The 26930-nt window shown below is 49.0% G+C and carries 33 protein-coding genes and 1 tRNA gene; all 34 read right to left on the bottom strand.

Translation table 11 applies throughout. The features are described from left to right. Positions 1–2 precede the first annotated feature (2 nt). Complete coding sequence (rpmD, locus tag INP78_RS00985; RefSeq protein ID WP_019881237.1) at positions 3–197, bottom strand: 50S ribosomal protein L30; 195 nt, start codon at positions 195–197, stop codon at positions 3–5. A 2-nt stretch (positions 198–199) separates the two neighbouring features. After that, entirely contained in the window at positions 200–706 is a 507-nt protein-coding gene (gene rpsE / locus INP78_RS00980) for a 30S ribosomal protein S5 (RefSeq protein WP_019881236.1), read from the bottom strand. Positions 707–720: 14 nt separating this feature from the next. Then, positions 721–1074: a 50S ribosomal protein L18 gene (rplR, locus tag INP78_RS00975; protein WP_019881235.1), complete on the bottom strand. Its 354-nt coding sequence runs from the start codon at positions 1072–1074 to the stop codon at positions 721–723. 75 nt (positions 1075–1149) lie between these two features. Beyond that, positions 1150–1683: a 50S ribosomal protein L6 gene (rplF, locus tag INP78_RS00970; RefSeq protein WP_194740362.1), complete on the bottom strand. Its 534-nt coding sequence runs from the start codon at positions 1681–1683 to the stop codon at positions 1150–1152. A gap of 11 nt (positions 1684–1694) precedes the next feature. Beyond that, complete coding sequence (rpsH, locus tag INP78_RS00965; protein ID WP_019881233.1) at positions 1695–2090, bottom strand: 30S ribosomal protein S8; 396 nt, start codon at positions 2088–2090, stop codon at positions 1695–1697. 14 nt (positions 2091–2104) lie between these two features. Further along, positions 2105–2410, bottom strand: coding sequence for a 30S ribosomal protein S14 (gene rpsN, locus INP78_RS00960; RefSeq protein ID WP_024929371.1), 306 nt, complete (start codon positions 2408–2410; stop codon positions 2105–2107). Between the two features lie 3 nt (positions 2411–2413). Continuing rightward, positions 2414–2953 (bottom strand): 50S ribosomal protein L5, encoded by a 540-nt coding sequence (gene rplE, locus INP78_RS00955; RefSeq protein ID WP_019881231.1) that lies wholly within the window; start codon positions 2951–2953, stop codon positions 2414–2416. Between the two features lie 8 nt (positions 2954–2961). Beyond that, positions 2962–3279, bottom strand: coding sequence for a 50S ribosomal protein L24 (gene rplX, locus INP78_RS00950; protein ID WP_019881230.1), 318 nt, complete (start codon positions 3277–3279; stop codon positions 2962–2964). A 19-nt stretch (positions 3280–3298) separates the two neighbouring features. Then, positions 3299–3667: a 50S ribosomal protein L14 gene (rplN, locus tag INP78_RS00945; RefSeq protein WP_019881229.1), complete on the bottom strand. Its 369-nt coding sequence runs from the start codon at positions 3665–3667 to the stop codon at positions 3299–3301. A 191-nt stretch (positions 3668–3858) separates the two neighbouring features. After that, positions 3859–4116 carry a 30S ribosomal protein S17 gene (rpsQ, locus tag INP78_RS00940; RefSeq protein ID WP_305076176.1) on the bottom strand — a complete coding sequence of 86 codons (258 nt, stop codon included), beginning with the start codon at positions 4114–4116 and terminating at the stop codon, positions 3859–3861. Beyond that, complete coding sequence (rpmC, locus tag INP78_RS00935; RefSeq protein ID WP_019881226.1) at positions 4113–4307, bottom strand: 50S ribosomal protein L29; 195 nt, start codon at positions 4305–4307, stop codon at positions 4113–4115. The genes rpsQ and rpmC overlap by 4 nt, the downstream gene beginning before the upstream one ends. A 12-nt stretch (positions 4308–4319) precedes the next feature. Next, positions 4320–4736 carry a 50S ribosomal protein L16 gene (gene rplP, locus INP78_RS00930; RefSeq protein WP_018986272.1) on the bottom strand — a complete coding sequence of 139 codons (417 nt, stop codon included), beginning with the start codon at positions 4734–4736 and terminating at the stop codon, positions 4320–4322. Continuing rightward, positions 4720–5433 (bottom strand): 30S ribosomal protein S3, encoded by a 714-nt coding sequence (rpsC, locus tag INP78_RS00925; protein WP_019881224.1) that lies wholly within the window; start codon positions 5431–5433, stop codon positions 4720–4722. The genes rplP and rpsC overlap by 17 nt, the downstream gene beginning before the upstream one ends. A 1-nt stretch (position 5434) precedes the next feature. Beyond that, positions 5435–5773 carry a 50S ribosomal protein L22 gene (gene rplV / locus INP78_RS00920; RefSeq protein WP_018986274.1) on the bottom strand — a complete coding sequence of 113 codons (339 nt, stop codon included), beginning with the start codon at positions 5771–5773 and terminating at the stop codon, positions 5435–5437. 10 nt (positions 5774–5783) lie between these two features. Continuing rightward, positions 5784–6059: a 30S ribosomal protein S19 gene (rpsS, locus tag INP78_RS00915; RefSeq protein ID WP_019881223.1), complete on the bottom strand. Its 276-nt coding sequence runs from the start codon at positions 6057–6059 to the stop codon at positions 5784–5786. Between the two features lie 5 nt (positions 6060–6064). Continuing rightward, positions 6065–6898 carry a 50S ribosomal protein L2 gene (gene rplB, locus INP78_RS00910; protein ID WP_019881222.1) on the bottom strand — a complete coding sequence of 278 codons (834 nt, stop codon included), beginning with the start codon at positions 6896–6898 and terminating at the stop codon, positions 6065–6067. 11 nt (positions 6899–6909) lie between these two features. Beyond that, positions 6910–7224: a 50S ribosomal protein L23 gene (gene rplW / locus INP78_RS00905; protein ID WP_019881221.1), complete on the bottom strand. Its 315-nt coding sequence runs from the start codon at positions 7222–7224 to the stop codon at positions 6910–6912. Beyond that, positions 7221–7847: a 50S ribosomal protein L4 gene (gene rplD, locus INP78_RS00900; protein ID WP_194740361.1), complete on the bottom strand. Its 627-nt coding sequence runs from the start codon at positions 7845–7847 to the stop codon at positions 7221–7223. Before rplD ends, rplW begins: the two co-directional genes overlap by 4 nt. Then, positions 7847–8497, bottom strand: a complete 651-nt coding sequence (rplC, locus tag INP78_RS00895; RefSeq protein ID WP_019881219.1) for a 50S ribosomal protein L3 — start codon at positions 8495–8497, stop codon at positions 7847–7849. The genes rplD and rplC overlap by 1 nt, the downstream gene beginning before the upstream one ends. 136 nt (positions 8498–8633) lie before the next feature. Beyond that, positions 8634–8942, bottom strand: coding sequence for a 30S ribosomal protein S10 (gene rpsJ, locus INP78_RS00890; RefSeq protein ID WP_018986280.1), 309 nt, complete (start codon positions 8940–8942; stop codon positions 8634–8636). Between the two features lie 58 nt (positions 8943–9000). Further along, positions 9001–10191 carry an elongation factor Tu gene (gene tuf / locus INP78_RS00885; protein ID WP_194740353.1) on the bottom strand — a complete coding sequence of 397 codons (1191 nt, stop codon included), beginning with the start codon at positions 10189–10191 and terminating at the stop codon, positions 9001–9003. Between the two features lie 37 nt (positions 10192–10228). Continuing rightward, positions 10229–12322 (bottom strand): elongation factor G, encoded by a 2094-nt coding sequence (fusA, locus tag INP78_RS00880; protein ID WP_194740360.1) that lies wholly within the window; start codon positions 12320–12322, stop codon positions 10229–10231. Positions 12323–12377: 55 nt separating this feature from the next. Then, the gene (gene rpsG, locus INP78_RS00875; protein ID WP_019881216.1) at positions 12378–12848 is read right to left on the bottom strand and encodes a 30S ribosomal protein S7; all 471 of its coding nucleotides are present in this window, start codon (positions 12846–12848) and stop codon (positions 12378–12380) included. Between the two features lie 98 nt (positions 12849–12946). Further along, a complete protein-coding gene (gene rpsL / locus INP78_RS00870) occupies positions 12947–13330 on the bottom strand; it encodes a 30S ribosomal protein S12 (RefSeq protein ID WP_019881215.1) in 384 nt (127 codons plus the stop codon). A 194-nt stretch (positions 13331–13524) separates the two neighbouring features. Then, positions 13525–17784, bottom strand: coding sequence for a DNA-directed RNA polymerase subunit beta' (rpoC, locus tag INP78_RS00865; RefSeq protein WP_194740359.1), 4260 nt, complete (start codon positions 17782–17784; stop codon positions 13525–13527). Between the two features lie 24 nt (positions 17785–17808). Beyond that, on the bottom strand, positions 17809–21981 hold the full coding sequence (gene rpoB / locus INP78_RS00860; RefSeq protein ID WP_194740358.1) for a DNA-directed RNA polymerase subunit beta: 4173 nt from the start codon (positions 21979–21981) through the stop codon (positions 17809–17811). 230 nt (positions 21982–22211) lie between these two features. Further along, positions 22212–22589 carry a 50S ribosomal protein L7/L12 gene (gene rplL / locus INP78_RS00855; protein WP_194740357.1) on the bottom strand — a complete coding sequence of 126 codons (378 nt, stop codon included), beginning with the start codon at positions 22587–22589 and terminating at the stop codon, positions 22212–22214. A 33-nt stretch (positions 22590–22622) separates the two neighbouring features. Further along, positions 22623–23120, bottom strand: coding sequence for a 50S ribosomal protein L10 (rplJ, locus tag INP78_RS00850; RefSeq protein WP_194740356.1), 498 nt, complete (start codon positions 23118–23120; stop codon positions 22623–22625). Between the two features lie 266 nt (positions 23121–23386). Then, a complete protein-coding gene (gene rplA / locus INP78_RS00845) occupies positions 23387–24073 on the bottom strand; it encodes a 50S ribosomal protein L1 (protein WP_194740355.1) in 687 nt (228 codons plus the stop codon). A gap of 1 nt (position 24074) precedes the next feature. Further along, positions 24075–24506, bottom strand: coding sequence for a 50S ribosomal protein L11 (gene rplK, locus INP78_RS00840; RefSeq protein WP_018987686.1), 432 nt, complete (start codon positions 24504–24506; stop codon positions 24075–24077). Positions 24507–24595: 89 nt separating this feature from the next. Continuing rightward, on the bottom strand, positions 24596–25132 hold the full coding sequence (gene nusG, locus INP78_RS00835; RefSeq protein WP_194740354.1) for a transcription termination/antitermination protein NusG: 537 nt from the start codon (positions 25130–25132) through the stop codon (positions 24596–24598). Continuing rightward, positions 25132–25479, bottom strand: a complete 348-nt coding sequence (secE, locus tag INP78_RS00830) for a preprotein translocase subunit SecE (protein WP_019881208.1) — start codon at positions 25477–25479, stop codon at positions 25132–25134. Before secE ends, nusG begins: the two co-directional genes overlap by 1 nt. 43 nt (positions 25480–25522) lie before the next feature. Beyond that, a tRNA-Trp gene (locus INP78_RS00825) sits at positions 25523–25598 on the bottom strand. Positions 25599–25656: 58 nt separating this feature from the next. After that, positions 25657–26847, bottom strand: a complete 1191-nt coding sequence (gene tuf, locus INP78_RS00820; RefSeq protein WP_194740353.1) for an elongation factor Tu — start codon at positions 26845–26847, stop codon at positions 25657–25659. Positions 26848–26930: the final 83 nt, after the last annotated feature.

Raw genomic sequence — 26930 nt, 5'->3', positions numbered from 1 at the left:
GATTATTCAACCTTCAAAAGATAACTCACTGCATTGATCATGCCGCGAATTTCAGGAGTGTCCTGCACTTCTACAGTGTGGTGCATACGACGCAGACCCAGACCACGCACAGTGGCTTTGTGTGCTTCAATACGACCAATCAAACTTCTAACCAACGTTACTTTTAAAGTAGCGCTTTCTTTTTTTGCTTTAGCCATGATTAACCTCTGATTTCTTCTACGGTCTTACCACGTTTAGCGGCGATTTCAGCCGGCGTATTCATGGATGCCAAACCGTTCAAAGTTGCGCGAACCAGGTTGTAAGGATTGGTAGAACCAATACTTTTTGCAACCACGTTAGTCACACCCATCACTTCGAAGATCGCGCGCATAGCACCACCGGCGATAATACCAGTACCTTCAGAAGCTGGCTGAATCAGCACTTTGGCTGCACCGTGAACGCCAGTCACTGCGTGATGCAATGTACCGTTGTTCAGGTTGACTTTAACCATGTTGCGACGGGCTTCGTCCATGGCTTTTTGTACAGCCACTGGCACTTCACGTGCTTTACCTTTACCCATACCAACGGCACCATCACCATCACCAACCACGGTCAATGCAGCGAAGCTCATGATACGACCGCCCTTAACCGTTTTACTTACACGGTTAACGGTGATCATCTTTTCGCGCAAACCGTCGGTTTGCTGCTGTTCAATATCTTTAGCCATTCTTTATCTCACCCTTAGAATTTGAGACCGGTTTCACGGGCAGCTTCGGCCAAAGCCTTGATACGACCGTGATACTTGTAGCCTGAACGATCAAATGCAACAGTGGTAATGCCAGCTTGTGCTGCTTTTTCAGCAATACGCTTACCAATCAGGGTTGCAGCTTCGATGTTGCCGCCATTTTTCAGTTGTTGACGCACTTCAGCCTCAACGGTGGATGCACTCGCCAATACGCGATCGCCAGTTTCAGCAATGATCTGTGCGTAGATATTGGTATTGGTGCGATGTACACTCAAACGTGTAACTTTTAACTCGGCGATTTTGGCACGGGTTTTACGTGCTCTGCGCAAGCGGTTATTTACGTTTTTCATTGAATTTACCTTTAATGTTGATTCACTGTTAAGGCCAGTGTCTAACCTTGCAGCATTAAGCTGCAAGTGCCTTAGTTATTTTTTCTTGGTCTCTTTAATGGTGACCACTTCATCAGCGTAACGAACACCTTTGCCTTTGTATGGCTCTGGTGCGCGGTAAGCACGAATCTGTGCAGCCACTTGACCAACCACTTGCTTGTTAGCGCCAGTCAAAATCACCTCTGTAGGAGTAGGTGTTTGCACAGTCACGCCTTCAGGCATTTTGTGGTTAATCGGGTGAGAGTAGCCTAACTCCAGGTTCAGGGTAGAACCTTGAGCATTTGCTTTGTAGCCAACGCCAATCAGTGACAATTTACGGGTAAAGCCAGTAGAAACACCTACGACCATATTGGCCAGCAAGGCGCGCGTCGTACCTGACATCGCTCTTGCGTGTTGTGTTTCGCTGTTCGCTTTTACCAACAACTCTTCACCTTCACGGGAAACAGAAATCTCTGAAACCAGTGCTTGGCTTAATTTGCCCAGAGGACCGCTCACGGAGATCTCTGAAGCAGAAATTACAACTTCCACTTTCGCAGGAATCGCAATCGGGTTTTTAGCAACACGTGACATATTGATTCTCCTTAGGCCACGATGCACAAAACTTCACCACCGATACCGGCAGCTTGTGCTTTACGATCAGTCATCACGCCTCTAGAAGTGGAAACGATAGTCACACCTAAACCGTTCATCACTTTAGGCAGATTCTGACTACCTTTATAAATACGCAAACCTGGCTTGGATACGCGCTCGATCTTCTCAATTACTGGACGACCGGCATAGTATTTCAGGCTAATGTTCAAAACTGGCTTACCGTCATTGTTTTGAACGTTGAAATCATCGATGTAACCTTCATCTTTCAACACGTTTGCAATCGCGCCTTTTACTTTAGAAGCAGGCATTGAAACGGTTGTTTTATTCGTACGTTGCGCGTTACGAATACGGGTCAACATATCGGCAATCGGATCACTCATACTCATGTTCTATTCCTCCGTTACCAGCTGGCCTTGGTGACACCTGGCACGTGACCAGCCATCATCAATTTACGCAACTCGTTACGTGCGATACCAAATTTACTAAACACACCACGTGGACGACCAGTCAAAGCACAACGGTTACGTGTGCGAACAGGACTGGAGTTGCGTGGCAGACTTTGCAACTTCAAACGTGCAGCCATGCGATCTTCGACGCTGGCAGACTGATCGTTGCTAGCAGCAACCAATTCAGCACGTTTAGCTGCATATTTTTTAACGGTTTCGCGACGCTTTTGCTCGCGCTCTGTCATACATACTTTTGCCATGACTTAACCTCTGAAAGGGAAACTGAACGCAGCCAAAAGAGCTTTCGCTTCTTCGTCTGTTTTCGCAGTTGTAGTAATCGTGATGTTCATCCCGCGCAGCGCATCGATTTTATCGTATTCGATTTCTGGGAAAATGATTTGCTCTTTCACGCCCATGTTGTAGTTACCACGGCCGTCAAAAGACTTGCCAGAGATACCACGGAAGTCACGAATACGTGGAATTGCCACAGTGATCAGGCGATCCAGGAATTCGTACATGCGCTCACGACGCAGCGTTACTTTGCAACCAACAGGATAGTCGTCACGAATTTTAAATGCAGCGACCGACTTCTTAGCCTTGGTAACGATTGGTTTTTGACCTGCAATTTTCTGCATGTCAGCCACTGCGTTTTCCATGACTTTCTTGTCAGCCACAGCCTCGCCCACACCCATGTTCAGGGTAATTTTTTCGATACGTGGAACCTGCATTGCTGAGGTGTAACCAAATTGTTCTGTCAATTTGGCAACCACGCTATCGTTATAATACTGTTTTAAACGTGCCATATATTATCCTATGCGTCGATAGACTCGCCGCTAGATTTGAATACACGAATCTTGCGACCATCTTCCAGTACCTTGAAACCAACACGATCAGCTTTTTGTGTTGCAGCATTGAAGATTGCCACATTGGAGCCGTCTACCGGCATTTCCTTGCTGATGATGCCACCAGTGATACCACGCATCGGGTTTGGGCGAGTGTGTTTTTTAACCACATTCAAACCTTCAACCACTACATGGCCTGTTGGCAAGACGCTTAAAACAGCACCTGTTTTACCTGCATCTTTACCTGTATTCAGAATGACCTGGTCACCTTTGCGAATTTTGCTCATTTGATTGTCTCCAAGCCGATTACAACACTTCAGGCGCCAGTGAAACAATCTTCATGAAGCGCTCACTACGCAATTCACGTGTCACAGGGCCAAAAATACGCGTACCAATAGGCTCAAGCTTGTTATTCAACAAGACTGCAGCATTGGCATCAAATTTAACTAACGAACCGTCTGGACGGCGAACACCTTTAGCAGTGCGCACAACCACAGCGTTGTAGATTTCACCTTTCTTGACGCGACCACGCGGCGCAGCATCTTTAATGCTGACCTTGATGATGTCGCCAATGCTGGCATAACGACGCTTGGAACCACCCAAGACTTTGATACACTGAACGGAACGCGCACCAGTGTTGTCGGCTACTTCCAGCCGAGATTGCATTTGAATCATGAGAAATAATCTCCAACTTAATCCGTTATAACCACTACCAGCCGCTTGCTTTCACAATTTCGGCCAATAGACCACGGTCAGTATTGGGGTGCCAGCTACATGCCAACTAAGGCGGGCACCGAAAAGTCCAACATTATACAACCAAAAAAACGCTTGTGACAAGCGTTTTTCCGGTTTTATAGAGTGAAGCCTTATTTAGCTTCGATTTTGCTTACAATCCAAGTTTTAGTCTTGGAGTATGGGCGGGTCTCTGTGATAGTTACTACATCGCCTTCGTTGCATGCATTTGCTTCATCATGTGCATGGAACTTGTTCGATTTAACAACCACTTTACCAATCAGAGGATGCTTCACTTTACGCTCGACAAGCACAGTCACGGTTTTATCCATCTTGTTGCTTACCACGCGACCCGTGAAACTGCGTACTACTTTCGCTTTTTCAGTCATCATGCCTGTTTCGCTTTCTCAGCCAATACAGAGTTCACGCGAGCGATATCCTTGCGCACTTTACCCAGCTGATCTACTTTGTTCAATTGTTGGGTGGCTACTTGCATACGCAGAGAAAACTGCGCACGGCGCAACTCAACCAACTCGTTGTTGAGCTCATCTGCTGACTTTGCTCTCAATTCAGAAGCTTTCATCGTTACTACTCCTTAACTGCCAATTTGACGGGTCATGAATGTAGTTTCGACTGGCAGCTTGGCAGCAGCCAATCTGAAAGCCTCACGTGCCAGCTCTTCGCTCACGCCATCCATTTCGTACAGCATTTTGCCTGGCTGAATCTGGGCGATGTAGTAGTCCACGCTACCCTTACCGTTACCCATACGTACTTCAGCAGGTTTCTTAGAGATCGGTTGATCCGGGAACACACGAATCCAAACGCGGCCACCACGTTTAATGTGACGAGTCATCACACGACGTGCAGCTTCAATCTGGCGTGCTGTCAAACGACCGCGACCGATCGCTTTCAAACCAAATTCACCAAAGCTCACCTTGTTACCAGTAGTCGCAATACCTTTATTGCGACCCTTTTGCATCTTACGGTATTTCTGTCTAGCTGGTTGCAGCATCTTTAGCCCTCGGCTTTCTTACTTTTTTCTCTGGCTCAGCATCAGCAACGGCAGCGTTAGCAGCGTTGTCACCGAAGATCTCGCCTTTGAATACCCAAACTTTAATTCCGATAATACCATAGGTGGTTGAAGCTTCAGCCACACCGTAGTCGATATCAGCACGCAGTGTATGCAAAGGCACACGGCCTTCACGGTACCACTCGGTACGTGCAATTTCGATACCGTTCAAACGACCGGAACTCATGATCTTGATACCTTGTGCGCCCAAACGCATTGCGTTTTGCATGGCACGTTTCATGGCACGGCGGAACATCACGCGTTTTTCCAATTGCTGAGCAATGGATTGTGCGATCAAAGTAGCGTCCAATTCTGGTTTACGCACTTCTTCGATGTTCAGGTGCACTGGCACGCCCATCAGGCCTTGCAGGCTAGAACGCAAAGATTCGATATCTTCGCCTTTCTTACCAATCACAACACCTGGACGTGCACTGTGAATCGTGATTTTAGCGTTTTTAGCAGGACGCTCAATCACGATACGGCTCACAGCAGCGCTTGCCAGTTTCTTGTTCAAGAACTCGCGCACTTTGATGTCGCCTTGCAACATCGCAGGGAAGTTCTGGCTATTAGAGTACCAACGTGAGGCCCAGTTTTTCTGAACGCTCAAACGGAACCCAATTGGATGAATTTTCTGTCCCATATTATTCCTTTGAGTCACCGACTGTCACATGAATATGACAGGTTGGTTTCGTAATACGACCAGCGCGACCTTTTGCACGTGCACGGATACGCTTCATCACCAAGCCTTTATCCACATAGATTGAAGTGACCTTCAATGTGTCGATATCAGCACCATTGTTATGTTCGGCGTTAGCAATCGCAGACAAAACCACTTTTTTGATGATCTCGGCACCACGCTTAGGAGTGAATGCCAAAATGTTCAGTGCTTGATCTACTTTTTTGCCACGGACCAGGTCAGCCACCAGACGCGCTTTTTGCGGAGAAAGGTGTACGCCTTTTAAAACTGCAGTAACTTGCATAATCAGCCCCTTACTTCTTCGCTTTTTTATCAGCCGCGTGACCCTTGAACGTACGTGTCAACGCAAATTCACCGAGTTTGTGACCAACCATGTTTTCAGAAATCAACACAGGCACATGCTGTCTACCGTTGTGCACTGCGATGGTTAAACCAATAAAGTTTGGCAATACAGTCGAACGACGAGACCAAGTTTTGATTGGTTTTCTGTCGCGGTTCGCAGTGGCAGTTTCGACTTTCTTAGCCAAGTGAGCGTCCACAAATGGACCTTTTTTAATAGAACGTGCCATAGCGATTACCTTACATTTCTCGGACGACGACTTACACGCATGTTATCAGTACGCTTATTCTTACGAGTACGATAACCCTTAGTTTTCTGACCCCATGGTGACACAGGGTTCATACCAGCAGCTGTACGGCCTTCACCACCACCGTGTGGGTGATCAACCGGGTTCATCACCACACCGCGAACGGTAGGACGAACACCGCGCCAGCGCATTGCACCAGCTTTACCGATAGAGCGCAGTGAGTGCTCTTCGTTACCTACTTCGCCTAATGTGGCTTTGCAGTCAACGTGCACACGGCGAACTTCACCGGAACGCAAACGCAACTGAGCGTAGGAACCTTCACGCGCCAGCAACTGTACTGAAGTACCTGCTGAACGGGCGATTTGAGCACCTTTGCCTGGTTGAATTTCGATGCAGTGAATCGTACTACCCACTGGAATGTTGCGCAAAGGCAATGCATTACCAGCACGGATAGGCGCTTCAGAACCGCTGATCAACTGTGCACCGGCAGCAATGCCACGTGGTGCAATGATGTAACGACGCTCACCATCGGCGTAGCACAACAGTGCAATGTTCGCCGTACGGTTTGGATCGTACTCAATACGCTCAACAGTCGCAGGGATACCATCTTTATTGCGACGGAAGTCAACAATACGGTAATGCTGCTTATGACCACCACCTTGGTGACGGGTTGTAATGCGGCCGTTGTTGTTACGACCTGCGTTTTTACTTTGACTTTCCAACAGTGGCGCGTAAGGTTTGCCTTTGTGCAAATCTGGTGTAACAACTTTCAATACACCGCGACGACCGGGGGAAGTTGGTTTGACTTTAACTAATGCCATGTCTTCTCTCCTTATTCGCCAGCTGCAAAGTTAATTTCTTGACCTGGTTTCAAGCTTACATAAGCTTTCTTCCAGTCGTTACGCTTACCGATACGACGACCAGCACGCTTCACTTTACCTGCGACGTTAATCACAGATACAGAAGCCACTTCGACTTTGAACACCAGTTCAACAGCCGCTTTAATTTCTGGCTTAGTCGCGTCAGTGCGTACCTTGAAAGCAATTTGCTGATGTTTGTCAGCAATGAAAGTTGCTTTTTCAGTAATCTGAGGCGCCAAAATCACTTGCAATAAACGATCTTGTGTTTTAGTTGCTGCGGTAATCATGCCAAGATCTCCTCAAGTTTTTTCACAGCATTGGCTGTGACCAAAACGTTAGGGAAACGCACCAGACTTACTGGATCAGCATACTGCGCTTCAACCACCAATACGTTTGGCAGGTTACGGGAAGACAAGTACAAGTTCTCATCAAAACCGTCAGTCAACAGCAATACACCGCCATCGATGCCCAGAGCATTGATTTTTTGTACGAATTGTTTTGTTTTAGGCGTATCAACTGTAAAGTTGTCTACTACCTTCAAACGGTCCTGACGAACCAACTCAGACAAAATAGTCTGCATGCCAGCACGGTAAGCCTTACGGTTTACTTTGTGGCTGTAGTTTTCGTTAGGGCTGTTTGGGAATGCACGACCGCCTCCGCGCCAGATCGGGCTGGATGCCATACCGGCACGGGCGTTACCAGTGCCTTTTTGTGCATATGGCTTATGTGTCGTGTGAGCAACGGTAGCACGTGTTTTTTGTGCGCGAGTCGCAGTACGGGCATTTGCCATGTAGGCAACAACCACTTCATGCACCAAAGACTCGTTAAACTCACGACCAAAAGTAACGTCAGACGCATCAACGCCTTTTTTAGCTACTTTGCCGTTTTGATCGATTAATTTCAATTCCATTATTTAGCCCCTTTCGCTTTGATGGCTGGACGTACAACGACATTGCCACCTTTGGAGCCAGGTACGGAACCTTTAATCAACAACAGGTTACGCTCTGCGTCTACACGAACGATTTCCAGGTTTTGGGTAGTGACTTTAGCATCACCCAAATGGCCAGGCATGCGCTTACCAGGGAATACTCGACCCGGATCCTGCGCCATACCGATAGAGCCTGGTACGTTGTGCGAACGTGAGTTACCGTGAGAAGCACGGTTAGAGGAGAAGTTATGACGCTTGATCGCACCGGCAAAACCTTTACCGATGGAAGTACCTGTCACATCAACCAACTGACCAACAGAGAAAATATCAACAGTGACATTTCCACCTACTTGGAAGTTAGCCAATACATCTTCAGCCACATTGAATTCTTTGATACCAGCACCAGCAGTTACGCCAGCCTTGGCAAAGTGACCAGTCAACGCTTTGTTGATACGGCTGGCACGACGCTCACCGTAAGCAACCTGCAGGCCTGTATAGCCATCCGTTGCGACTGTCTTAACTTGTGTCACGCGGTTAGGAATCACTTCCAGCACTGTTACAGGAATGCTTGCGCCTTCATCTGTAAAAATGCGGGTCATGCCCACTTTGCGACCAATAAGCCCTAAGCTCATGATCAGTTCCTTATAATAGTTAAAGTGGACGATTACAATTGACCGTCCACCGAAGAGCGCGGATTATACCGAACTATTCTAGATTTGACAATAACCTTTTCTTTCGAAAAGGTTTATTGCAATATCAGCTTTAAAATTAAAGCTTGATTTCTACATCCACGCCAGCTGGCAGATCCAGCTTCATCAATGCATCAACAGTTTTGTCTGTTGGATCCACGATGTCCATCAAACGCTGATGGGTACGGATTTCAAACTGGTCACGGGAAGTTTTGTTCACGTGTGGTGAACGCAGAATGTCAAAGCGCTCGATACGTGTTGGCAATGGCACTGGACCTTTAACAACTGCACCAGTACGTTTCGCAGTATCTACGATTTCCAAAGCAGATTGGTCGATCAAACGATAGTCAAATGCTTTCAGACGGATACGAATTTTTTGAGCTGCCATGTTTTTTCCTTAAAAAGAGCAAAAAGCGGCAGGATAACCCTGCCGCTCATAACGATAATTACTCGATGATTTTGGCAACAACGCCAGCACCAACGGTACGACCACCTTCACGGATAGCGAAGCGCAAGCCTTCTTCCATCGCGATCGGAGCGATCAGTGCAACTGAGATTGATACGTTGTCACCTGGCATCACCATTTCGGTACCTGCTGGCAACTCAACTGCACCAGTCACGTCAGTTGTACGGAAGTAGAACTGTGGACGGTAGCCGTTGAAGAATGGTGTATGACGACCACCTTCATCTTTACCCAACACGTAGATCTCTGCTGTGAACTTGGTGTGTGGCTTGATAGAACCTGATTTGGACAATACTTGACCACGCTCAACTTCTTCACGCTTAGTACCACGCAGCAATACGCCTACGTTGTCGCCTGCTTGACCTTGGTCCAGCAGTTTACGGAACATTTCAACACCAGTACAGGTAGTTTTCAAGGTTGGCTTGATACCAACGATTTCGATTTCGTCGCCGACTTTAACGATACCACGCTCGATACGGCCTGTAACCACAGTACCACGACCAGAGATAGAGAATACGTCTTCTACTGGCATCAGGAATGCGCCGTCGATTGCGCGCTCTGGGGTTGGGATGTAGCTGTCTAATGCGTCAGCCAATGCGAAAATTGCTGGTTCGCCGATTTCTGATTGGTCACCTTCCAGTGCCAATTTTGCAGAACCTTTAACGATTGGGGTGTCATCACCTGGGAAGTCATACTTGCTCAGCAAGTCACGCACTTCCATCTCAACCAGTTCCAACAACTCAGCGTCGTCAACCATGTCAGCTTTGTTCAGGAACACAACGATGTATGGAACACCCACTTGGCGCGCCAACAGGATGTGCTCACGTGTTTGTGGCATTGGGCCGTCAGCAGCTGAACATACCAGAATAGCGCCGTCCATCTGAGCAGCACCGGTAATCATGTTTTTAACATAGTCAGCGTGACCTGGGCAGTCAACGTGTGCGTAGTGACGGGTGGCTGTCTCGTACTCAACGTGCGCTGTGTTAATGGTAATACCACGTGCTTTTTCTTCTGGTGCCGCGTCAATCTGGTCGTAAGCTTTTGCTTCGCCGCCAAATTTCTTCGTCAATACAGTGGTGATCGCCGCTGTCAATGTCGTCTTACCGTGGTCAACGTGACCAATCGTACCAACGTTCACGTGTGGCTTGGTACGTTCAAATTTGCCTTTTGCCATGATTGTTTTCCTTTAATTCAATACTGTAATAGATCAATTATTTTTTGTTGATGATTGCATCAGCAACGTTTTTCGGCGCATCAGCGTAATGCTTGAATTCCATGCTGTAAGTGGCGCGACCTTGTGACAAGGAACGCACTACAGTGGAGTAACCAAACATTTCAGACAGTGGCACTTCAGCTTTAATCGCTTTACCACCGCCAGGCATGTCATCCATGCCCTGGATGATACCGCGACGAGATGACAAGTCACCCATCACATCACCCATGTACTCTTCAGGCGTTTCAACTTCAACGGCCATCATAGGCTCCAGCAAGACTGGATCTGCTTTACGCATACCATCTTTAAAGCCGATAGAAGCAGCCATCTTGAAGGCGTTTTCGTTGGAGTCAACGTCATGGTATGAACCATCAAACAACGTTACTTTTACGTCAACGACCGGGAAGCCAGCCAGGATACCTGCAGGAATGGTTTCACGCAGACCTTTTTCAACCGCTGGAATGAATTCACGTGGCACGGTACCACCTTTAATCTGATCAACGAACTCAAAGCCTTTACCAGCTTCGTTAGGCTCCATTTTGAGCCATACGTGACCGTATTGACCCTTACCACCGGACTGCTTAACGAACTTGCCTTCAACTTCAACAGATTTGCGGATCGCTTCACGGTAAGCCACTTGTGGCGCACCTACGTTGGCTTCAACGTTAAACTCACGACGCATACGGTCTACCAGAATTTCCAGGTGCAATTCACCCATACCGGAAATAATGGTCTGGCCAGACTCTTCATCCGAACGCACACGGAAAGAAGGGTCTTCTTGTGCCAAACGGCCCAATGCCAAGCCCATTTTTTCCTGGTCGCTCTTGGTTTTTGGTTCTACAGCCACGTGAATCACTGGCTCTGGGAACACCATACGCTCCAGAATGATAGGCTTGTCTGGTGAGCACAGGGATTCACCTGTAGTCACGTCTTTCAGACCGATACAGGCGGCGATGTCACCTGCCAACACCTCTTCAACCTCTTCACGGTTGTTAGCGTGCATCTGTACGATACGGCCGATACGCTCTTTCTTACCCTTCACAGAGTTGAGCACAGTATCACCTTTGTTCAACACGCCAGAGTAAACGCGGATAAATGTCAGCTGACCAACAAACGGGTCTGTCATCAATTTAAATGCCAGTGCAGAGAAACCTTCTTTGTCGTCGGCTTTACGGCTAGCTGGTTTACCATCATCATCTTCACCGGTAACATCAGGAATGTCGATCGGAGATGGCAAGAAGTCAACAACCGCGTCCAACATCCGTTGCACACCTTTGTTCTTAAATGCTGAACCGCACAACATTGGCTGAATTTCACCAGCAATCGTACGTGTACGGATGCCAAAAACGATGTCTTTTTCTTCCAGATCACCATTTTCCAGGTACTTGTTCATCAACTCTTCGCTGGCTTCAGCAGCAGATTCAACCATCTGCTCACGCCATTTTGCAGCAGTCTCCACCAGATCCGCAGGAATATCACCGTAGGTGAATTTCATCCCCTGTGAAGCCTCATCCCAGATGATGGCTTTCATTTTGATCAGATCAACCACGCCAGTGAAAGTATCTTCGCGACCAATTGGAATCACGATAGGCACCGGGCTCGCACGCAGGCGAGTTTTCATCTGGTCTACTACTTTAAAGAAGTCGGCACCGGAACGGTCCATTTTGTTCACAAAGGCCAGACGTGGCACTTTGTATTTGTTTGCTTGACGCCAAACAGTCTCAGACTGAGGCTGTACACCGCCTACCGCACAGTACACCATGCAAGCGCCATCCAGCACACGCATAGAGCGCTCAACTTCAATCGTGAAGTCAACGTGCCCAGGGGTATCAATAATGTTGAATCGATGCTCAGGCAAAGACAGGTCCATACCTTTCCAGAAACAGGTCGTCGCTGCAGAAGTAATGGTAATACCACGCTCCTGCTCTTGCTCCATCCAGTCCATGGTCGCTGCACCGTCGTGCACTTCACCAATCTTATGGTTTACACCAGTGTAGAACAGAATACGTTCTGTCGTGGTTGTTTTACCTGCGTCAATGTGCGCAGAAATACCAATGTTACGGTAGCGTTCAATAGGGGTTTTACGTGCCACGATGCTTTACCTTTGCTATCAATTCAACTAATTATTAAAGAACGAGGTCGTTTAATTAAAAACGGAAGTGTGAGAAAGCCTTGTTAGCTTCTGCCATACGGTGAACTTCTTCACGTTTTTTCATTGCAGAACCACGGCCTTCAGAAGCTTCGATCAACTCGGCAGCTAAACGCAGACCCATAGACTTTTCGCCACGCTTACGGGCAGCATCACGCAACCAACGCATTGCCAACGCGCTACGACGGCTAGGACGCACTTCAACAGGCACCTGGTAGTTTGCACCACCCACACGGCGACTCTTCACTTCAACCACAGGACGCAGATTATTCAACGCTGTGGTGAATAATTCCAGCGGGTCCTTACCGCTCTTGCTGGCCACCTGATCAAAGGCACCGTAAATGATACGCTCGGCAACAGATTTTTTACCACCTGTCATCAGCACATTTACAAACTTGGATACTTCCTGGCTACCAAATTTTGGATCCGGCAAGATAATACGTTTGGGGACTTCTCTACGTCTAGGCATATGATTCTCTTTTCAATTAAATTTTTGCTAGCAATGACACTCGCAAGGCATTTCAGCCGCTATAAAAATGGACAAACTGTCCGCTTGCACCTAATAAATTAAGCTTTAGCTTCTTTAGGACGCTTAGCACCGTATTTGGAACGGGACTGTTTACGATCTTTCACGCCAGCCGTATCCAAGCTACCGCGCACCATGTGGTAACGCACACCCGGCAAGTCTTTTACACGACCGCCGCGCAACAGCACAACAGAGTGCTCCTGCAGGTTGTGGCCTTCACCGCCGATGTAGCTAATTACTTCGTAACCGTTGGTCAGGCGCACTTTAGCAACCTTACGCAACGCGGAGTTTGGTTTTTTTGGCGTTGTTGTATATACACGAGTACATACACCACGCTTTTGAGGACAAGCTTCCAGGGCTGGAACCTTGCTCTTGGTAACCACTTTAACGCGTGGCTTACGTATTAACTGATTAATGGTTGGCATTGCCTTAACCTCTTCACCTTTAAAAAACCACCATTTGAGCAGGAAGACTCAAGTTTGGCGGCATATCAACAATAACGCCCTATTGAGACAATAAGGCTATTCTGAGAAACCCGGCATTTTAATAAATGAGTCAAGGGGTGTCAAGCATTATTCATACTTGACACCCCTTGCACACAGAGACAACAGTGATCGAATTATTCGTTCGGTTGATCGTCTACTGCGGTTTCCTCAACAACGTCTTCTGTTGCAAACATCGCTTCTGCTGCCAACAATGCTTCAGATGGCTCTGCTGCATTTGGTGTCAGTGAAGCCACGGCTGCACGCTTGCGGGACTCGTGATAAGCCAAACCGGTACCGGCTGGAATCAAGCGACCCACAATGACGTTTTCTTTCAGGCCACGCAAATCGTCGCGTTTGCCCAAAATAGCCGCCTCGGTCAACACGCGCGTCGTTTCCTGGAACGATGCCGCAGAGATGAACGAATCGGTAGACAGCGATGCTTTGGTAATACCCAGCAACACGTACTCGAAAGTTGCCGGACGTTTGTCTTCGGCAATCACGCGTTCATTTTCTGTCAACAGATCAGCACGTTCGACTTGCTCACCAGGAATAAAGCCGGTGTCACCCGCATCTTGTACTTTCACGCGACGCAGCATCTGGCGCACGATCACTTCGATGTGCTTGTCGTTAATCTTCACGCCTTGCAAACGGTAAACGTCTTGCACTTCGTCGATGATGTAACGGGCCAATGCTTCACGACCTTGCAGGCGCAAAATATCTTGCGGATCTGCCGGACCGTCGACAATGGTTTCACCTTTGGTCACCACTTGACCGTCATGCGCAGTCACGTGCTTGTCCTTGGCAATCAGGAACTCGCTGGTAATACCGTCCAAGTCAGTGATGACCAGACGTTGCTTACCTTTGGTGTCCTTACCGAACGAAACCGTACCAGTCACTTCCGCCAGCATACCGGCGTCTTTTGGTGAACGGGCTTCGAACAGCTCGGCCACGCGTGGCAGACCCCCGGTAATATCACGGGTTTTGGAAGATTCTTGCGGGATACGTGCCAGCACTTCACCCACGCCCACTTCCTGACCATCTTTCACGGTAATGATACAACCCAGCTGGAAGGTCACGTTGACTGGTGTTTCGGTACCAGCAATTTTCACTTCCACGCCATTCGCGTCCAGCAGTTTCACTTGTGGGCGCAAGCCTTTGGTTGAACCCGCACGTTGCTTAGGATCAATCACCACCAGTGAAGACAAGCCAGTCACTTCATCCACCTGCTTGGCCACGGTCACGCCTTCTTCGACGTTCTCGAATTTCACACGACCAGCGTACTCGGTAATAATCGGACGGGTATGTGGATCCCAGGTAGCCAAAGCTTGACCGGCTTTCACTGTTTTACCGTCGGTGACTGTCAATGTCGCACCATAAGGCACTTTATGACGCTCACGCTCACGACCATTATCATCCGCAATAATGACTTCACCATTACGGGAGATCACAATTTGCTCGCCACGTGAGTTCGTCACGTAACGCATGGTAGAAGTGAAGCTGGCAATACCGTTAGATTTACTTTCCACTTGTGAGACGGACGCTGCACGCGATACCGCACCACCGATGTGGAACGTACGCATGGTCAGCTGTGTACCCGGTTCACCAATGGATTGCGCCGCAATCACGCCCACGGCTTCACCCATGCTGATGAGCTTGCCGCGACCCAGGTCACGACCGTAACACTTGGCACAAATACCGTAACGGGTATCGCAAGTCAGCGCAGTACGTACTTTCACTTCATCAATGCCCAGGGCATCGATTTTCTCGACTTCGTCTTCACCCAGCAATGTACCAGCCGGGAAAACCACTTCTTGCGTTTCAGGATGGATCACATCCAGCGCAGAAGTACGACCCAAGATACGGTCATGCAACGGCTCAACCACTTCACCGCCTTTGACTAAAGCCTTGGTGACCAAGCCTTCAACCGTACCGCAATCATGCTCGGTCACCACCAAGTCTTGCGTCACGTCTACCAGACGACGTGTCAGGTAACCGGAGTTCGCTGTTTTCAGCGCCGTATCGGCCAGACCCTTACGCGCACCGTGGGTAGAAATAAAGTATTGCAACACGTTCAAGCCATCACGGAAGTTCGCCTTAATTGGCGTTTCAATAATGGAACCATCCGGTTTCGCCATCAGGCCACGCATACCAGCCAGCTGACGTACCTGCGCCGCAGAACCACGGGCGCCGGAGTCGGCCATCATGTAAATCGCGTTAAATGATTCCTGACGGACGGCTTTACCGTCTTTAGTCACCACATTGCCGTCGCTGTCTTTTACATCTTCTTCACGCAACTGTTTCATCATGGCATCAGCCACTTTGTCACCGGCGCGACCCCAGATGTCGACCACCTTGTTGTAACGCTCACCTTGTGTCACCAGACCGGAGACGTATTGGTCTTCGATCTCTTTCACTTCAGCATCTGCCGCTGCGATCAATTGCTCTTTCTCTGGTGGCACCAACATATCGTTGATGCTGATAGAGATACCAGCTTTGGTCGCGTAGGAGTAACCGGTGTACATCAGTTTATCAGCAAAAATTACTGTTTCACGGATGCCCACTTTACGGAAGCTGGCGTTGATCAGGCGTGAAATTTCTTTTTTCTTCAGCGCTTTGTCGATGTAGCTGTATGGCAAGCCTGGTGGCAAGATTTCAGACAGCAAGGCACGGCCAACGGTCGTTGTGTAACGGTTGATTTTTTCAACTTTTTGACCTGCGACATCCAGTTCAAACTCACGGATACGCACAGTGACTTTAGCGTGCAGGTCGATCAAACCTTGATCGTAGACACGTTGCACTTCTTTAATGTCACTGAAGATCATGCCTTCACCGCGTGCAGCCACTTTCTCGCGGGTCATGTAGTACAGACCCAACACGATATCCTGTGACGGCACGATGATTGGTTCACCGTTGGCTGGAGACAGCACGTTGTTAGAAGCCAGCATCAAGGTGCGTGCTTCCATTTGTGCTTCCAGGCTCAATGGAACGTGTACCGCCATTTGGTCACCGTCAAAGTCGGCGTTAAAGGCTGAACACACCAATGGGTGCAACTGGATCGCTTTACCTTCGATCAGGACTGGTTCAAAGGCCTGGATACCCAGACGGTGCAGCGTAGGCGCACGGTTCAACAACACCGGATGCTCGCGGATCACGTCTTCCAGGATATCCCAGACTTCTGGTCCTTCTTCTTCCACTTTCTTCTTGGCGGCTTTGATAGTTGTCGCCAGGCCTAATACTTCCAGCTTGTGGAAAATGAATGGCTTGAACAGCTCGAGCGCCATTTTCTTCGGCAGACCGCACTGGTGCAGTTTCAGGGTTGGACCCACTACAATCACGGAACGACCGGAGTAGTCCACGCGTTTACCCAGCAAGTTCTGACGGAAACGACCGCCCTTACCTTTAATCATGTCAGCCAGAGACTTCAGCGGACGCTTGTTAGCGCCAGTCATCACTTTACCGCGACGACCGTTGTCCAGCAGTGAGTCTACCGCTTCTTGCAACATACGTTTTTCGTTACGGACGATGATTTCCGGGGCTTTCAACTCCAACAAACGCTTCAAACGGTTGTTACGGTTGATCACGCGGCGATACAGATCGTTCAGGTCAGACGTCGCAAAACGGCCGCCATCCAGTGGCACCAATGGGCGCAACTCTGGTGGCAAGACTGGCAAGATTTCCAAGATCATCCACTCTGGCTTGATGCCAGATTTCTGGAATGCTTCCAGTACTTTCAGACGCTTGGCGATTTTCTTAATTTTCGCTTCGGAGCTGGTGGCAGACAATTCGCTACGCAATCTTTCGATTTCGCGCTCGATGTCCATCGTACGCAACAATTCGCGTACGGCTTCAGCACCCATCACAGCATTGAACTCATCACCGTATTCTTCTACCTTAGCCAGGTAGTCATCTTCAGTCAGTAACTGACCACGGGTCAGTGGCGTCATGCCTGGATCGATAACGATAAATGCTTCAAAGTACAACACGCGTTCGATGTCACGCAGGGCGATATCCAGCACCATCCCCAAGCGGCTAGGCAAGGACTTCAGGAACCAGATGTGCGCGACTGGTGAGGCCAACTCAATGTGGCCCATACGCTCACGACGCACTTTGCTCAAGGTGACTTCAACGCCACACTTCTCACAAATCACACCGCGGTGTTTCAAACGCTTGTATTTACCGCACAAGCACTCGTAATCCTTGATCGGGCCAAAGATTTTGGAGCAGAACAAACCGTCCCGCTCAGGCTTGAAGGTACGGTAGTTGATGGTTTCTGGCTTTTTCACTTCGCCATAGGACCATGAACGGATTTTTTCAGGTGAAGCCAGCGCGATCTTGATCGCGTCAAACTCTTCTTCTTGCGTAACCTGCTTAAATAAATCTAATAACGCTTTCATAGAGACTCTCCTTAATGGCGGGAATTAGTTACGGTCCAAATCAATATCAATGGCCAGTGAACGGATTTCTTTCACTAACACGTTGAATGATTCAGGCATACCCGCATCAATTTTGTGCTCACCTTTGACGATGTTTTCGTACACTTTGGTACGGCCATTCACGTCATCTGATTTCACTGTCAACATCTCTTGCAAGGTGTATGACGCACCATACGCTTCCAGTGCCCAAACTTCCATCTCACCGAAGCGCTGACCACCGAACTGGGCTTTACCACCCAACGGCTGTTGTGTCACCAGGCTGTAAGGACCGGTAGAACGTGCGTGCATCTTGTCGTCGACCAAGTGGTGCAGTTTCAGTACGTGCATGTAACCAACGGTGACCGGACGCTCAAAGGCATCACCAGTACGGCCGTCAAACAGTTTGACCTGTGTTTTACCTGCATGGAACTGCAATTTCTTGGTGTGTTCGTCTTCATCCGGGAACGCCAGATCCAGCATGGCGCGAATGTCAGACTCGGCAGCACCGTCAAACACCGGCGTTGCAAATGGCACACCGTGTTTCAGGTTGGTTGCCAAATCGATCACTTCGACGTCAGTCAGGCCAGCAATGTCTTCTTTCTTGCCGGTGCTGCTGTTGTAGATCTTGTCCAGGAAGCCACGGATTTCAGCCACTTTGGCTTCGGCTTGCAACATGTCGCCCAGACGTTTGCCCAAGCCTTTAGCAGCCCAACCCAGGTGGGTTTCCAGAATCTGACCGATGTTCATACGTGAAGGCACGCCCAGTGGGTTCAACACGATGTCTAACGGTGTACCGTCAGCCATGTGCGGCATATCTTCAACCGGGCAAATCTTGGAGATCACACCCTTGTTACCGTGACGACCAGCCATCTTGTCACCAGGTTGAATGCGGCGTTTTACCGCCAGATATACTTTCACCATTTTCTGTACGCCTGGTGGCAATTCGTCACCTTGCGTCAGTTTGCGTTTCTTCTCTTCGAACTTGTTGTCGAACTCAACACGTGCCTGGCTCAAGCTGTCTTTCAGTTGCTCCAGTTGACGTGCGGCTTCTTCATCGCTCAAACGAATATCAAACCAGTCATAACGGCCAACGCTTTCCAGGTATTCCTGGTTCAGCGTGTCGCCTTTTTTCAGCTTGTTCGGACCACCGGTCGCCACTTTACCAGCCAGCAAACGGCTGATACGGCCAAAGGTATCGTCTTCTACAATACGCATCTGGTCGCCCAGATCTTTTTTGTAGTGAGACAACTGGTCGTCAATAATCTGCTGTGCACGTGCATCGCGGTCTATGCCTTCACGGGTGAAGACTTGTACGTCGATGACTGTACCTGTCATGCCTGATGGCACGCGCAGTGAAGTGTCTTTTACGTCAGACGCTTTTTCACCGAAAATCGCACGCAGCAATTTTTCTTCTGGCGTTAAAGTGGTTTCACCTTTTGGTGTCACTTTACCCACCAGTACGTCACCAGCTTCTACTTCAGCACCAATGTAGATAATACCGGAGTCATCCAAACGGCCCAGCATACGCTCGGACAGGTTGGAAATATCGCGTGTAATCTCTTCAGGTCCCAGCTTGGTGTCACGGGCAACCACTGACAGTTCTTCAATATGGATAGACGTGTAACGGTCATCAGCCACCACGCGCTCGGAGATCAAGATCGAGTCTTCGTAGTTATAACCGTTCCATGGCATAAAGCCTACCAGCATGTTCTGGCCCAGCGCCAATTCACCCATGTCAGTTGATGCGCCATCCGCCACCACGTCACCGCGGGAAATGATGTCGCCCACTTTAACCAGCGGACGCTGGTTGATGTTGGTGTTCTGGTTAGAACGGGTGTATTTGGTCAGGTTGTAGATGTCCACACCGACTTCGCCTGCCAATGCTTCCGCATCATGCACGCGGACCACGATACGGCCTGAGTCCACATAGTCAACCACACCACCACGACGGGCAGTCACGACAGTACCGGAGTCAACCGCTACCGTACGCTCAATACCTGTACCCACCACGGCTTTTTCAGCACGCAGACATGGCACCGCTTGACGTTGCATGTTGGCACCCATCAATGCACGGTTCGCGTCATCGTGTTCCAGGAACGGAATCAGCGAAGCCGCCACAGACACGATCTGGCCTGGGGCCACGTCCATGTACTGTACGCGACCAGGTTGCGTCATGGTAAATTCGTTATGGAAACGCGCTGACACCAGATCTTCTTTGAAGCCACCTTCTTTAGACACTTCGGTGTTGGCCTGTGCAATCACATACTGGCTCTCTTCAATCGCAGACAGGTAATCAATCTTGCCGGATACCTTGTTCTCTTCAACCAGACGGTATGGAGTTTCCAGGAAACCGTATTCATTGGTGCGTGCATACAGCGCCAATGAGTTGATCAAACCAATGTTTGGACCTTCCGGTGTTTCAATTGGACACACACGGCCATAGTGGGTGGTATGTACGTCACGCACCTCAAAACCAGCACGCTCACGTGTCAGACCGCCTGGGCCAAGGGCAGAAATACGACGCTTGTGCGTAATCTCTGACAATGGGTTGGTTTGGTCCATAAACTGTGACAACTGGCTGGAACCGAAAAATTCACGGATCGCGCTGGACACTGGTTTCGCGTTGATCAAGTCGTGCGGCATCAGGTTCTCAGACTCAGCCTGAGACAAACGCTCTTTCACTGCACGCTCAACACGCACCAAACCGGCACGGAACTGGTTCTCTGCCAATTCACCCACGGAACGGATACGACGGTTACCCAAGTGATCGATATCGTCGATTTCGCCGCGACCATTGCGCAACTCGATCAACACGCCAATCACGGCCAGGATGTCTTCGTTAGACAGCACATTGCTGCCGGTATCGCCTTGTGCACCAACGTTTTCATAGAAACGGCGCATCCAGGCGGCAGTGCGGTCTTCCAGCTTGCTTGGGTAAGCACGGCGGTTAAACTTCATGCGGCCAACCACAGACAGGTCATAGCGATCTTCTGTGAAGAACAAGCCTTTAAACAACGCTTCTACGGCTTCTTCGGTTGGTGGCTCGCCTGGGCGCATCATGCGGTAAATCGCGACACGTGCACTGTACTGGTCAGGAATTTCATCACTGCGCAAGGTTTGCGAAATGAAGTTACCGTGATCCAGATCGTTGGTGTAAATCGTATCGATTTCAGCAATCTTGGCAGCGACCAGTTTTTCCAGCAATGAAGGTGTAATTTCATCGTTGGCATTGGCAATCAACTCACCGGTTTCTGTATCGATGATATTTTTAGCAACCGCACGCCCCATCATGAAGTCGGTCGGCACAGCCATGGTGGTCACGCCCGCTTTTTCGATATCGCGGATGTGTTTGACTGTAATACGCTTGTCTTTAGCGACCAGCACATTACCGTCTTTGTCTGTAATATCAAACTTGGCCACTTCGCCACGCAGACGGTCAGCAACCAGTGTAAATTCCACGCCTTTCGGGCCAATGTGGAAAGTGTCTGTATCGTGGAAAGTTTCCAGGATTTGTTCAGGGTTATAACCCAAGGCCTTCAGCAAAATAGTGACTGGCATCTTGCGACGACGGTCAACGCGGAAGTACAGGTAATCTTTTGGATCGAATTCGAAATCCAGCCAGGAACCACGGTAAGGAATGATACGTGCTGAGAACAGCAACTTGCCGGAGCTGTGGGTTTTACCACGGTCATGCTCAAAGAACACGCCTGGACTGCGGTGCAATTGAGACACAATCACACGCTCAGTACCGTTGATCACGAAAGAACCGTTTTCGGTCATGAGCGGCAATTCGCCCATGTACACTTCTTGTTCTTTGACTTCTTTCACGGTTGGTTTGGACGCTTCGCGGTCCATGATGGTCAAACGGACTTTGACGCGCAAAGGCACGGCATAAGTCAAACCACGTTGTTGACACTCTTTGACATCAAATGGCTCAGCGCCTAATTGATAGCTCACATAATCCAGACGTGCATTCTCAGAATGGCTAACGATAGGGAAAATGGAACGGAAAGTCGATTCCAGACCTTCGTTTTTACGTTGGTCGAGTGGAACGTTTTCCTGCAGGAATGATTTGTAGGATTCCAACTGCATGGCTAGCAGGTAAGGTACCTCTTGAACACTGTCGCGCTTGGCAAAGCTTTTGCGGATGCGTTTCTTTTCGGTAAAGGAATAGCTCATAGCGTCTCCTGAAATTTTTGAGGGTAGAAGACAAAACACTTTTCATCCACTGCAATGTTTTGACATCTAACTTCGATTAAAAATCAACCACTTAGTTTTCACATATTGTGGCCATAACACCGGATTTACAACATTTTTTCTGGCAAGTCAGCGCGTTGATAATCTGCATGCGCCAGAAATGGCGAAGGCCGACGGTCTCCCGTCAGCCCAGCCAGATTCACAATTGTGAATTATTTCATCTCAGCAGTTGCGCCCGCTTCGATCAATTTCTTCACAGCTGCTTCAGCGTCAGCTTTGCTTACGCCTTCTTTAACTGCTTTTGGTGCGCCGTCAACCAGGTCTTTAGCTTCTTTCAAGCCCAGGCCAGTCAGTTCACGAACAGCTTTAATCACGCTCACTTTGTTGTCGCCAGCGCCGTTCAACACAACGTTGAACTCAGTTTGCTCAGCAGCAGCTGGAGCAGCACCAGCAGCAGCGCCGCCAGCAGCTACTGCAACAGCAGCAGCAGAAACACCGAACTTCTCTTCGATTTCTTTGATGAATGCAGTCAGTTCCAATACGGTCATGCCACCGATTGCATCTAAGATGTCAGCATTAGAAATTGCCATGATATAAATTTCCTAAAATAGTTTGATTAAAAATTAAGCCGCTTGCTTTTCTTGTTCGTCGCGTACTGCTGCAACGGCACGAGCAAACTTGGTTGGGATTTCGTTGAGCATGCCAGCCAGTTTGGACAGCAACTCATCACGGCTCAATGTAGATGCCAACGCTTGTACGCCAGCAACATCAAGACGCTCATTAGGCATTGCGCCTGCTTTCAGTACGAACAATTCGTTTTCTTTAGCGAAGTTGTTCAATACTTTGGCAGCTGCAACTGGATCGGCAGAAATGCCGTATACCAATGGCCCAACCATGTCGTCAGCCAATGCTGCAAAAGGCGTACCTTCTACTGCACGACGAACCAGGGTGTTTTTCAACACACGCAGATACACACCTGCATTACGTGCATCAGCACGCAGTTTCGTCATATTGGCTACGCCAATACCACGATACTCAGCAAGTACGATTGCTTGTGCGTTAGCCACTTGAGCGGCCACCTCGGCAACGACTTCTTTTTTCTCTGTAAGATTAAGACTCAAGGTCTGTTCTCCTTCCGTTAATGAAAGCCAGGTCAAATAACCTGGCCACTCACGGCGTCCTTGTGCAGGGCATGGAAATATCCTGTGCTGGGGATCGCCATCTGCGTTGGTTTCACATTGCTGCAAACAGAGGATTGCTCACCCATTTACATTCAACGCTCTATTAAGTTAACCACCAACGGTCTTTGATGCTCTTGAGTGCTTGCTTATCACAGGCACTCAAGCCCAAAGTTCTTTGCCCGGACGATGACGTCCGGGGCTTTCAATTACGCTACAACTGATGCTTGATCGACACGTACGCCAGGACCCATGGTGCTGGAAACGGACAATTTCTTCAGGTAGACTCCTTTTGAGCTGGTTGGCTTGGCTTTGTTCAATGCATCAACCAACGCAGACAAGTTGCCTTGCAATTGCTCCGTGGTGAAAGAAGCACGGCCGATTGTGCAATGCACGATACCACCTTTGTCAGTACGGTATTGTACTTGACCAGCTTTGGCGTTTTTAACAGCAGTCGCTGCATCAGGCGTCACGGTACCCACTTTTGGGTTTGGCATCAAACCACGTGGACCCAACACTTGACCCAACGCACCCACGATACGCATCGCATCAGGGGTTGCAATCGCTACGTCAAAGTCCAGCATGCCGCCTTTAACTTGCTCAGCCAGATCTTCGAAACCAACAATATCAGCACCCGCCGCTTTAGCAGCTTCAGCTTGCGCGCCTTGTGCAAACACAGCCACGCGAGTTGTTTTACCAGTACCGTTAGGCAATACGATTGCGCCACGAACCAGTTGGTCAGATTTACGTGGATCAATACCCAGGTTAATCACAGCATCCACAGATTCGTTAAATTTGGCATTTGCGCCTTCTTTAACCAGGCTGAGGGCTTCAGTCACTGGATATAATTTGTTGCGGTCGATTTTTGCACGCAATGCATCAATTCTTTTAGCCATGTTATACACCCTCCACTTCGATACCCATGCTACGTGCGCTACCAGCGATGGTGCGTACAGCGGCATCCAGGTCAGCAGCCGTCAGGTCAGGCTGTTTTGTTTTGGCGATCTCTTCAGCTTGTGCGCGAGTAATCTTACCAACTTTGTCTGTATGAGGACGTGCAGAGCCTTTTTCCAGCTTGGCCGCTTTTTTGATCAGCACGGTCGCTGGTGGGGTTTTCATCACAAACGTGAAGCTCTTGTCTGCAAATGCAGTGATCACCACTGGAATTGGCAAGCCTGGCTCTACACCTTGCGTTGCAGCGTTAAACGCCTTACAGAATTCCATGATGTTCAGACCACGTTGACCCAGTGCTGGACCGACTGGTGGGCTTGGGTTGGCTTTACCTGCAGGGATCTGCAGCTTAATGTAGCCAATGACTTTCTTTGCCATGTTTGACTCCTAAAATGGGTAATAGCGCCTGAGGCAGGCTCCCCGTTAAAAATATCGACTACCGTTCACGGCAGTCGAACAATGCACAACTAGACTTCTTTTTCTACCTGTGCAAAATCCAGTTCAACTGGTGTCGCGCGACCAAAAATCACCACGGAAACACGCAGTTTGTTTTTGTCGTAATTCACTTCTTCAACGCTACCAGAGAAATCCTTGAATGGGCCATCGATCACGCGTACGCTTTCGCCCTTTTCAAACGTCATCTTCTGCGTTGGATTCGACTTGCTGTCATCCATGCGGCGCAGAATGATTTCTACTTCTTTATCTTTAATCGGGGTTGGGCGCTGCGCCGTACCACCGATGAACGAGGTCACTCTTGGCGTACTTCTCACCAGGTGCCAGCTCTCGTCTGTCATTTCCATTTGCACCAGGACATAGCCAGGATACAGGCGGCGCTCAGAAATAGTCTTCTGACCATTCTTCAACTCGACCACTTCTTCAACAGGCACCAGAATGTCACCGAACTGATCTTGCAAGTTAGATCTGATGATGCGCTCTTCCAAACCGGCTTTCACGGATTTTTCCATGCCGGAGAAAGCTTGAACTGCATACCAACGCATAGCCATTAAGCTCCTTTACCCATAATCCATTGCACCATGTAGGCGAAGCTGATATCTACCAACGCCAGGAAAGCCGCCATGATCACGACCAGCACAACAACCGCCAGTGTGGTTTGCAGGGTTTCCTGACGCGTTGGCCAGACAACACGCTTGGCTTCAGCAACAGACTCATTAAAAAAGCCTAGCGCCTGCTTGCCTTGTGGCGCAGTCCACGCCACTGCTACAGACGCGACAATACCTGCCAAAACGGCAAGTATCCTGATAACCATTGCTTTATCTTCAAAAAGATAAAAACCGGCGATCCCTAAAGCTAGTAACAACAGGGATAAAGCCAGTTTGATTTTATCGATCATATACTTAACTTTATGATTAACACCTCAGTTTATTCTGGGTGTTTGGCAGGCCAAGAGGGTCTCGAACCCCCAACCCTCGGTTTTGGAGACCGATACTCTACCAATTGAGCTATTGGCCTGTACTCTTTAAAGCGAAAGCTGCACGGGTTGTAGCGCAGCTTTCACATACATCAACTATTACTCGATGATTTTGGCAACAACGCCAGCACCAACGGTACGACCACCTTCACGGATAGCGAAGCGCAAGCCTTCTTCCATCGCGATTGGAGCGATCAGTGCAACTGAGATTGATACGTTGTCACCTGGCATCACCATTTCGGTACCTGCTGGCAACTCAACTGCACCAGTCACGTCAGTTGTACGGAAGTAGAACTGTGGACGGTAGCCGTTGAAGAATGGTGTATGACGACCACCTTCATCTTTACCCAACACGTAGATCTCTGCTGTGAACTTGGTGTGTGGCTTGATAGAACCTGATTTGGACAATACTTGACCACGCTCAACTTCTTCACGCTTAGTACCACGCAGCAATACGCCTACGTTGTCGCCTGCTTGACCTTGGTCCAGCAGTTTACGGAACATTTCAACACCAGTACAGGTAGTTTTCAAGGTTGGCTTGATACCAACGATTTCGATTTCGTCGCCGACTTTAACGATACCACGCTCGATACGGCCTGTAACCACAGTACCACGACCAGAGATAGAGAATACGTCTTCTACTGGCATCAGGAATGCGCCGTCGATTGCGCGCTCTGGGGTTGGGATGTAGCTGTCTAATGCGTCAGCCAATGCGAAAATTGCTGGTTCGCCGATTTCTGATTGGTCACCTTCCAGTGCCAATTTTGCAGAACCTTTAACGATTGGGGTGTCATCACCTGGGAAGTCATACTTGCTCAGCAAGTCACGCACTTCCATCTCAACCAGTTCCAACAACTCAGCGTCGTCAACCATGTCAGCTTTGTTCAGGAACACAACGATGTATGGAACACCCACTTGGCGCGCCAACAGGATGTGCTCACGTGTTTGTGGCATTGGGCCGTCAGCAGCTGAACATACCAGAATAGCGCCGTCCATCTGAGCAGCACCGGTAATCATGTTTTTAACATAGTCAGCGTGACCTGGGCAGTCAACGTGTGCGTAGTGACGGGTGGCTGTCTCGTACTCAACGTGCGCTGTGTTAATGGTAATACCACGTGCTTTTTCTTCTGGTGCCGCGTCAATCTGGTCGTAAGCTTTTGCTTCGCCGCCAAATTTCTTCGTCAATACAGTGGTGATCGCCGCTGTCAATGTCGTCTTACCGTGGTCAACGTGACCAATCGTACCAACGTTCACGTGTGGCTTGGTACGTTCAAATTTGCCTTTTGCCATGATGTTTTTCCTTTATTAGTACTAAATAAAGCCAATTATGCGACGCGGATGACAGCACCCTTGCACGCGACTACTTACCAAGC

It is taken from the genome of Methylophilus sp. 14 (assembly GCF_015354345.1).
In the GTDB taxonomy this organism is placed as follows: Bacteria; Pseudomonadota; Gammaproteobacteria; order Burkholderiales; family Methylophilaceae; genus Methylophilus.
This window is presented reverse-complemented; position numbering and strand designations above follow the sequence as displayed.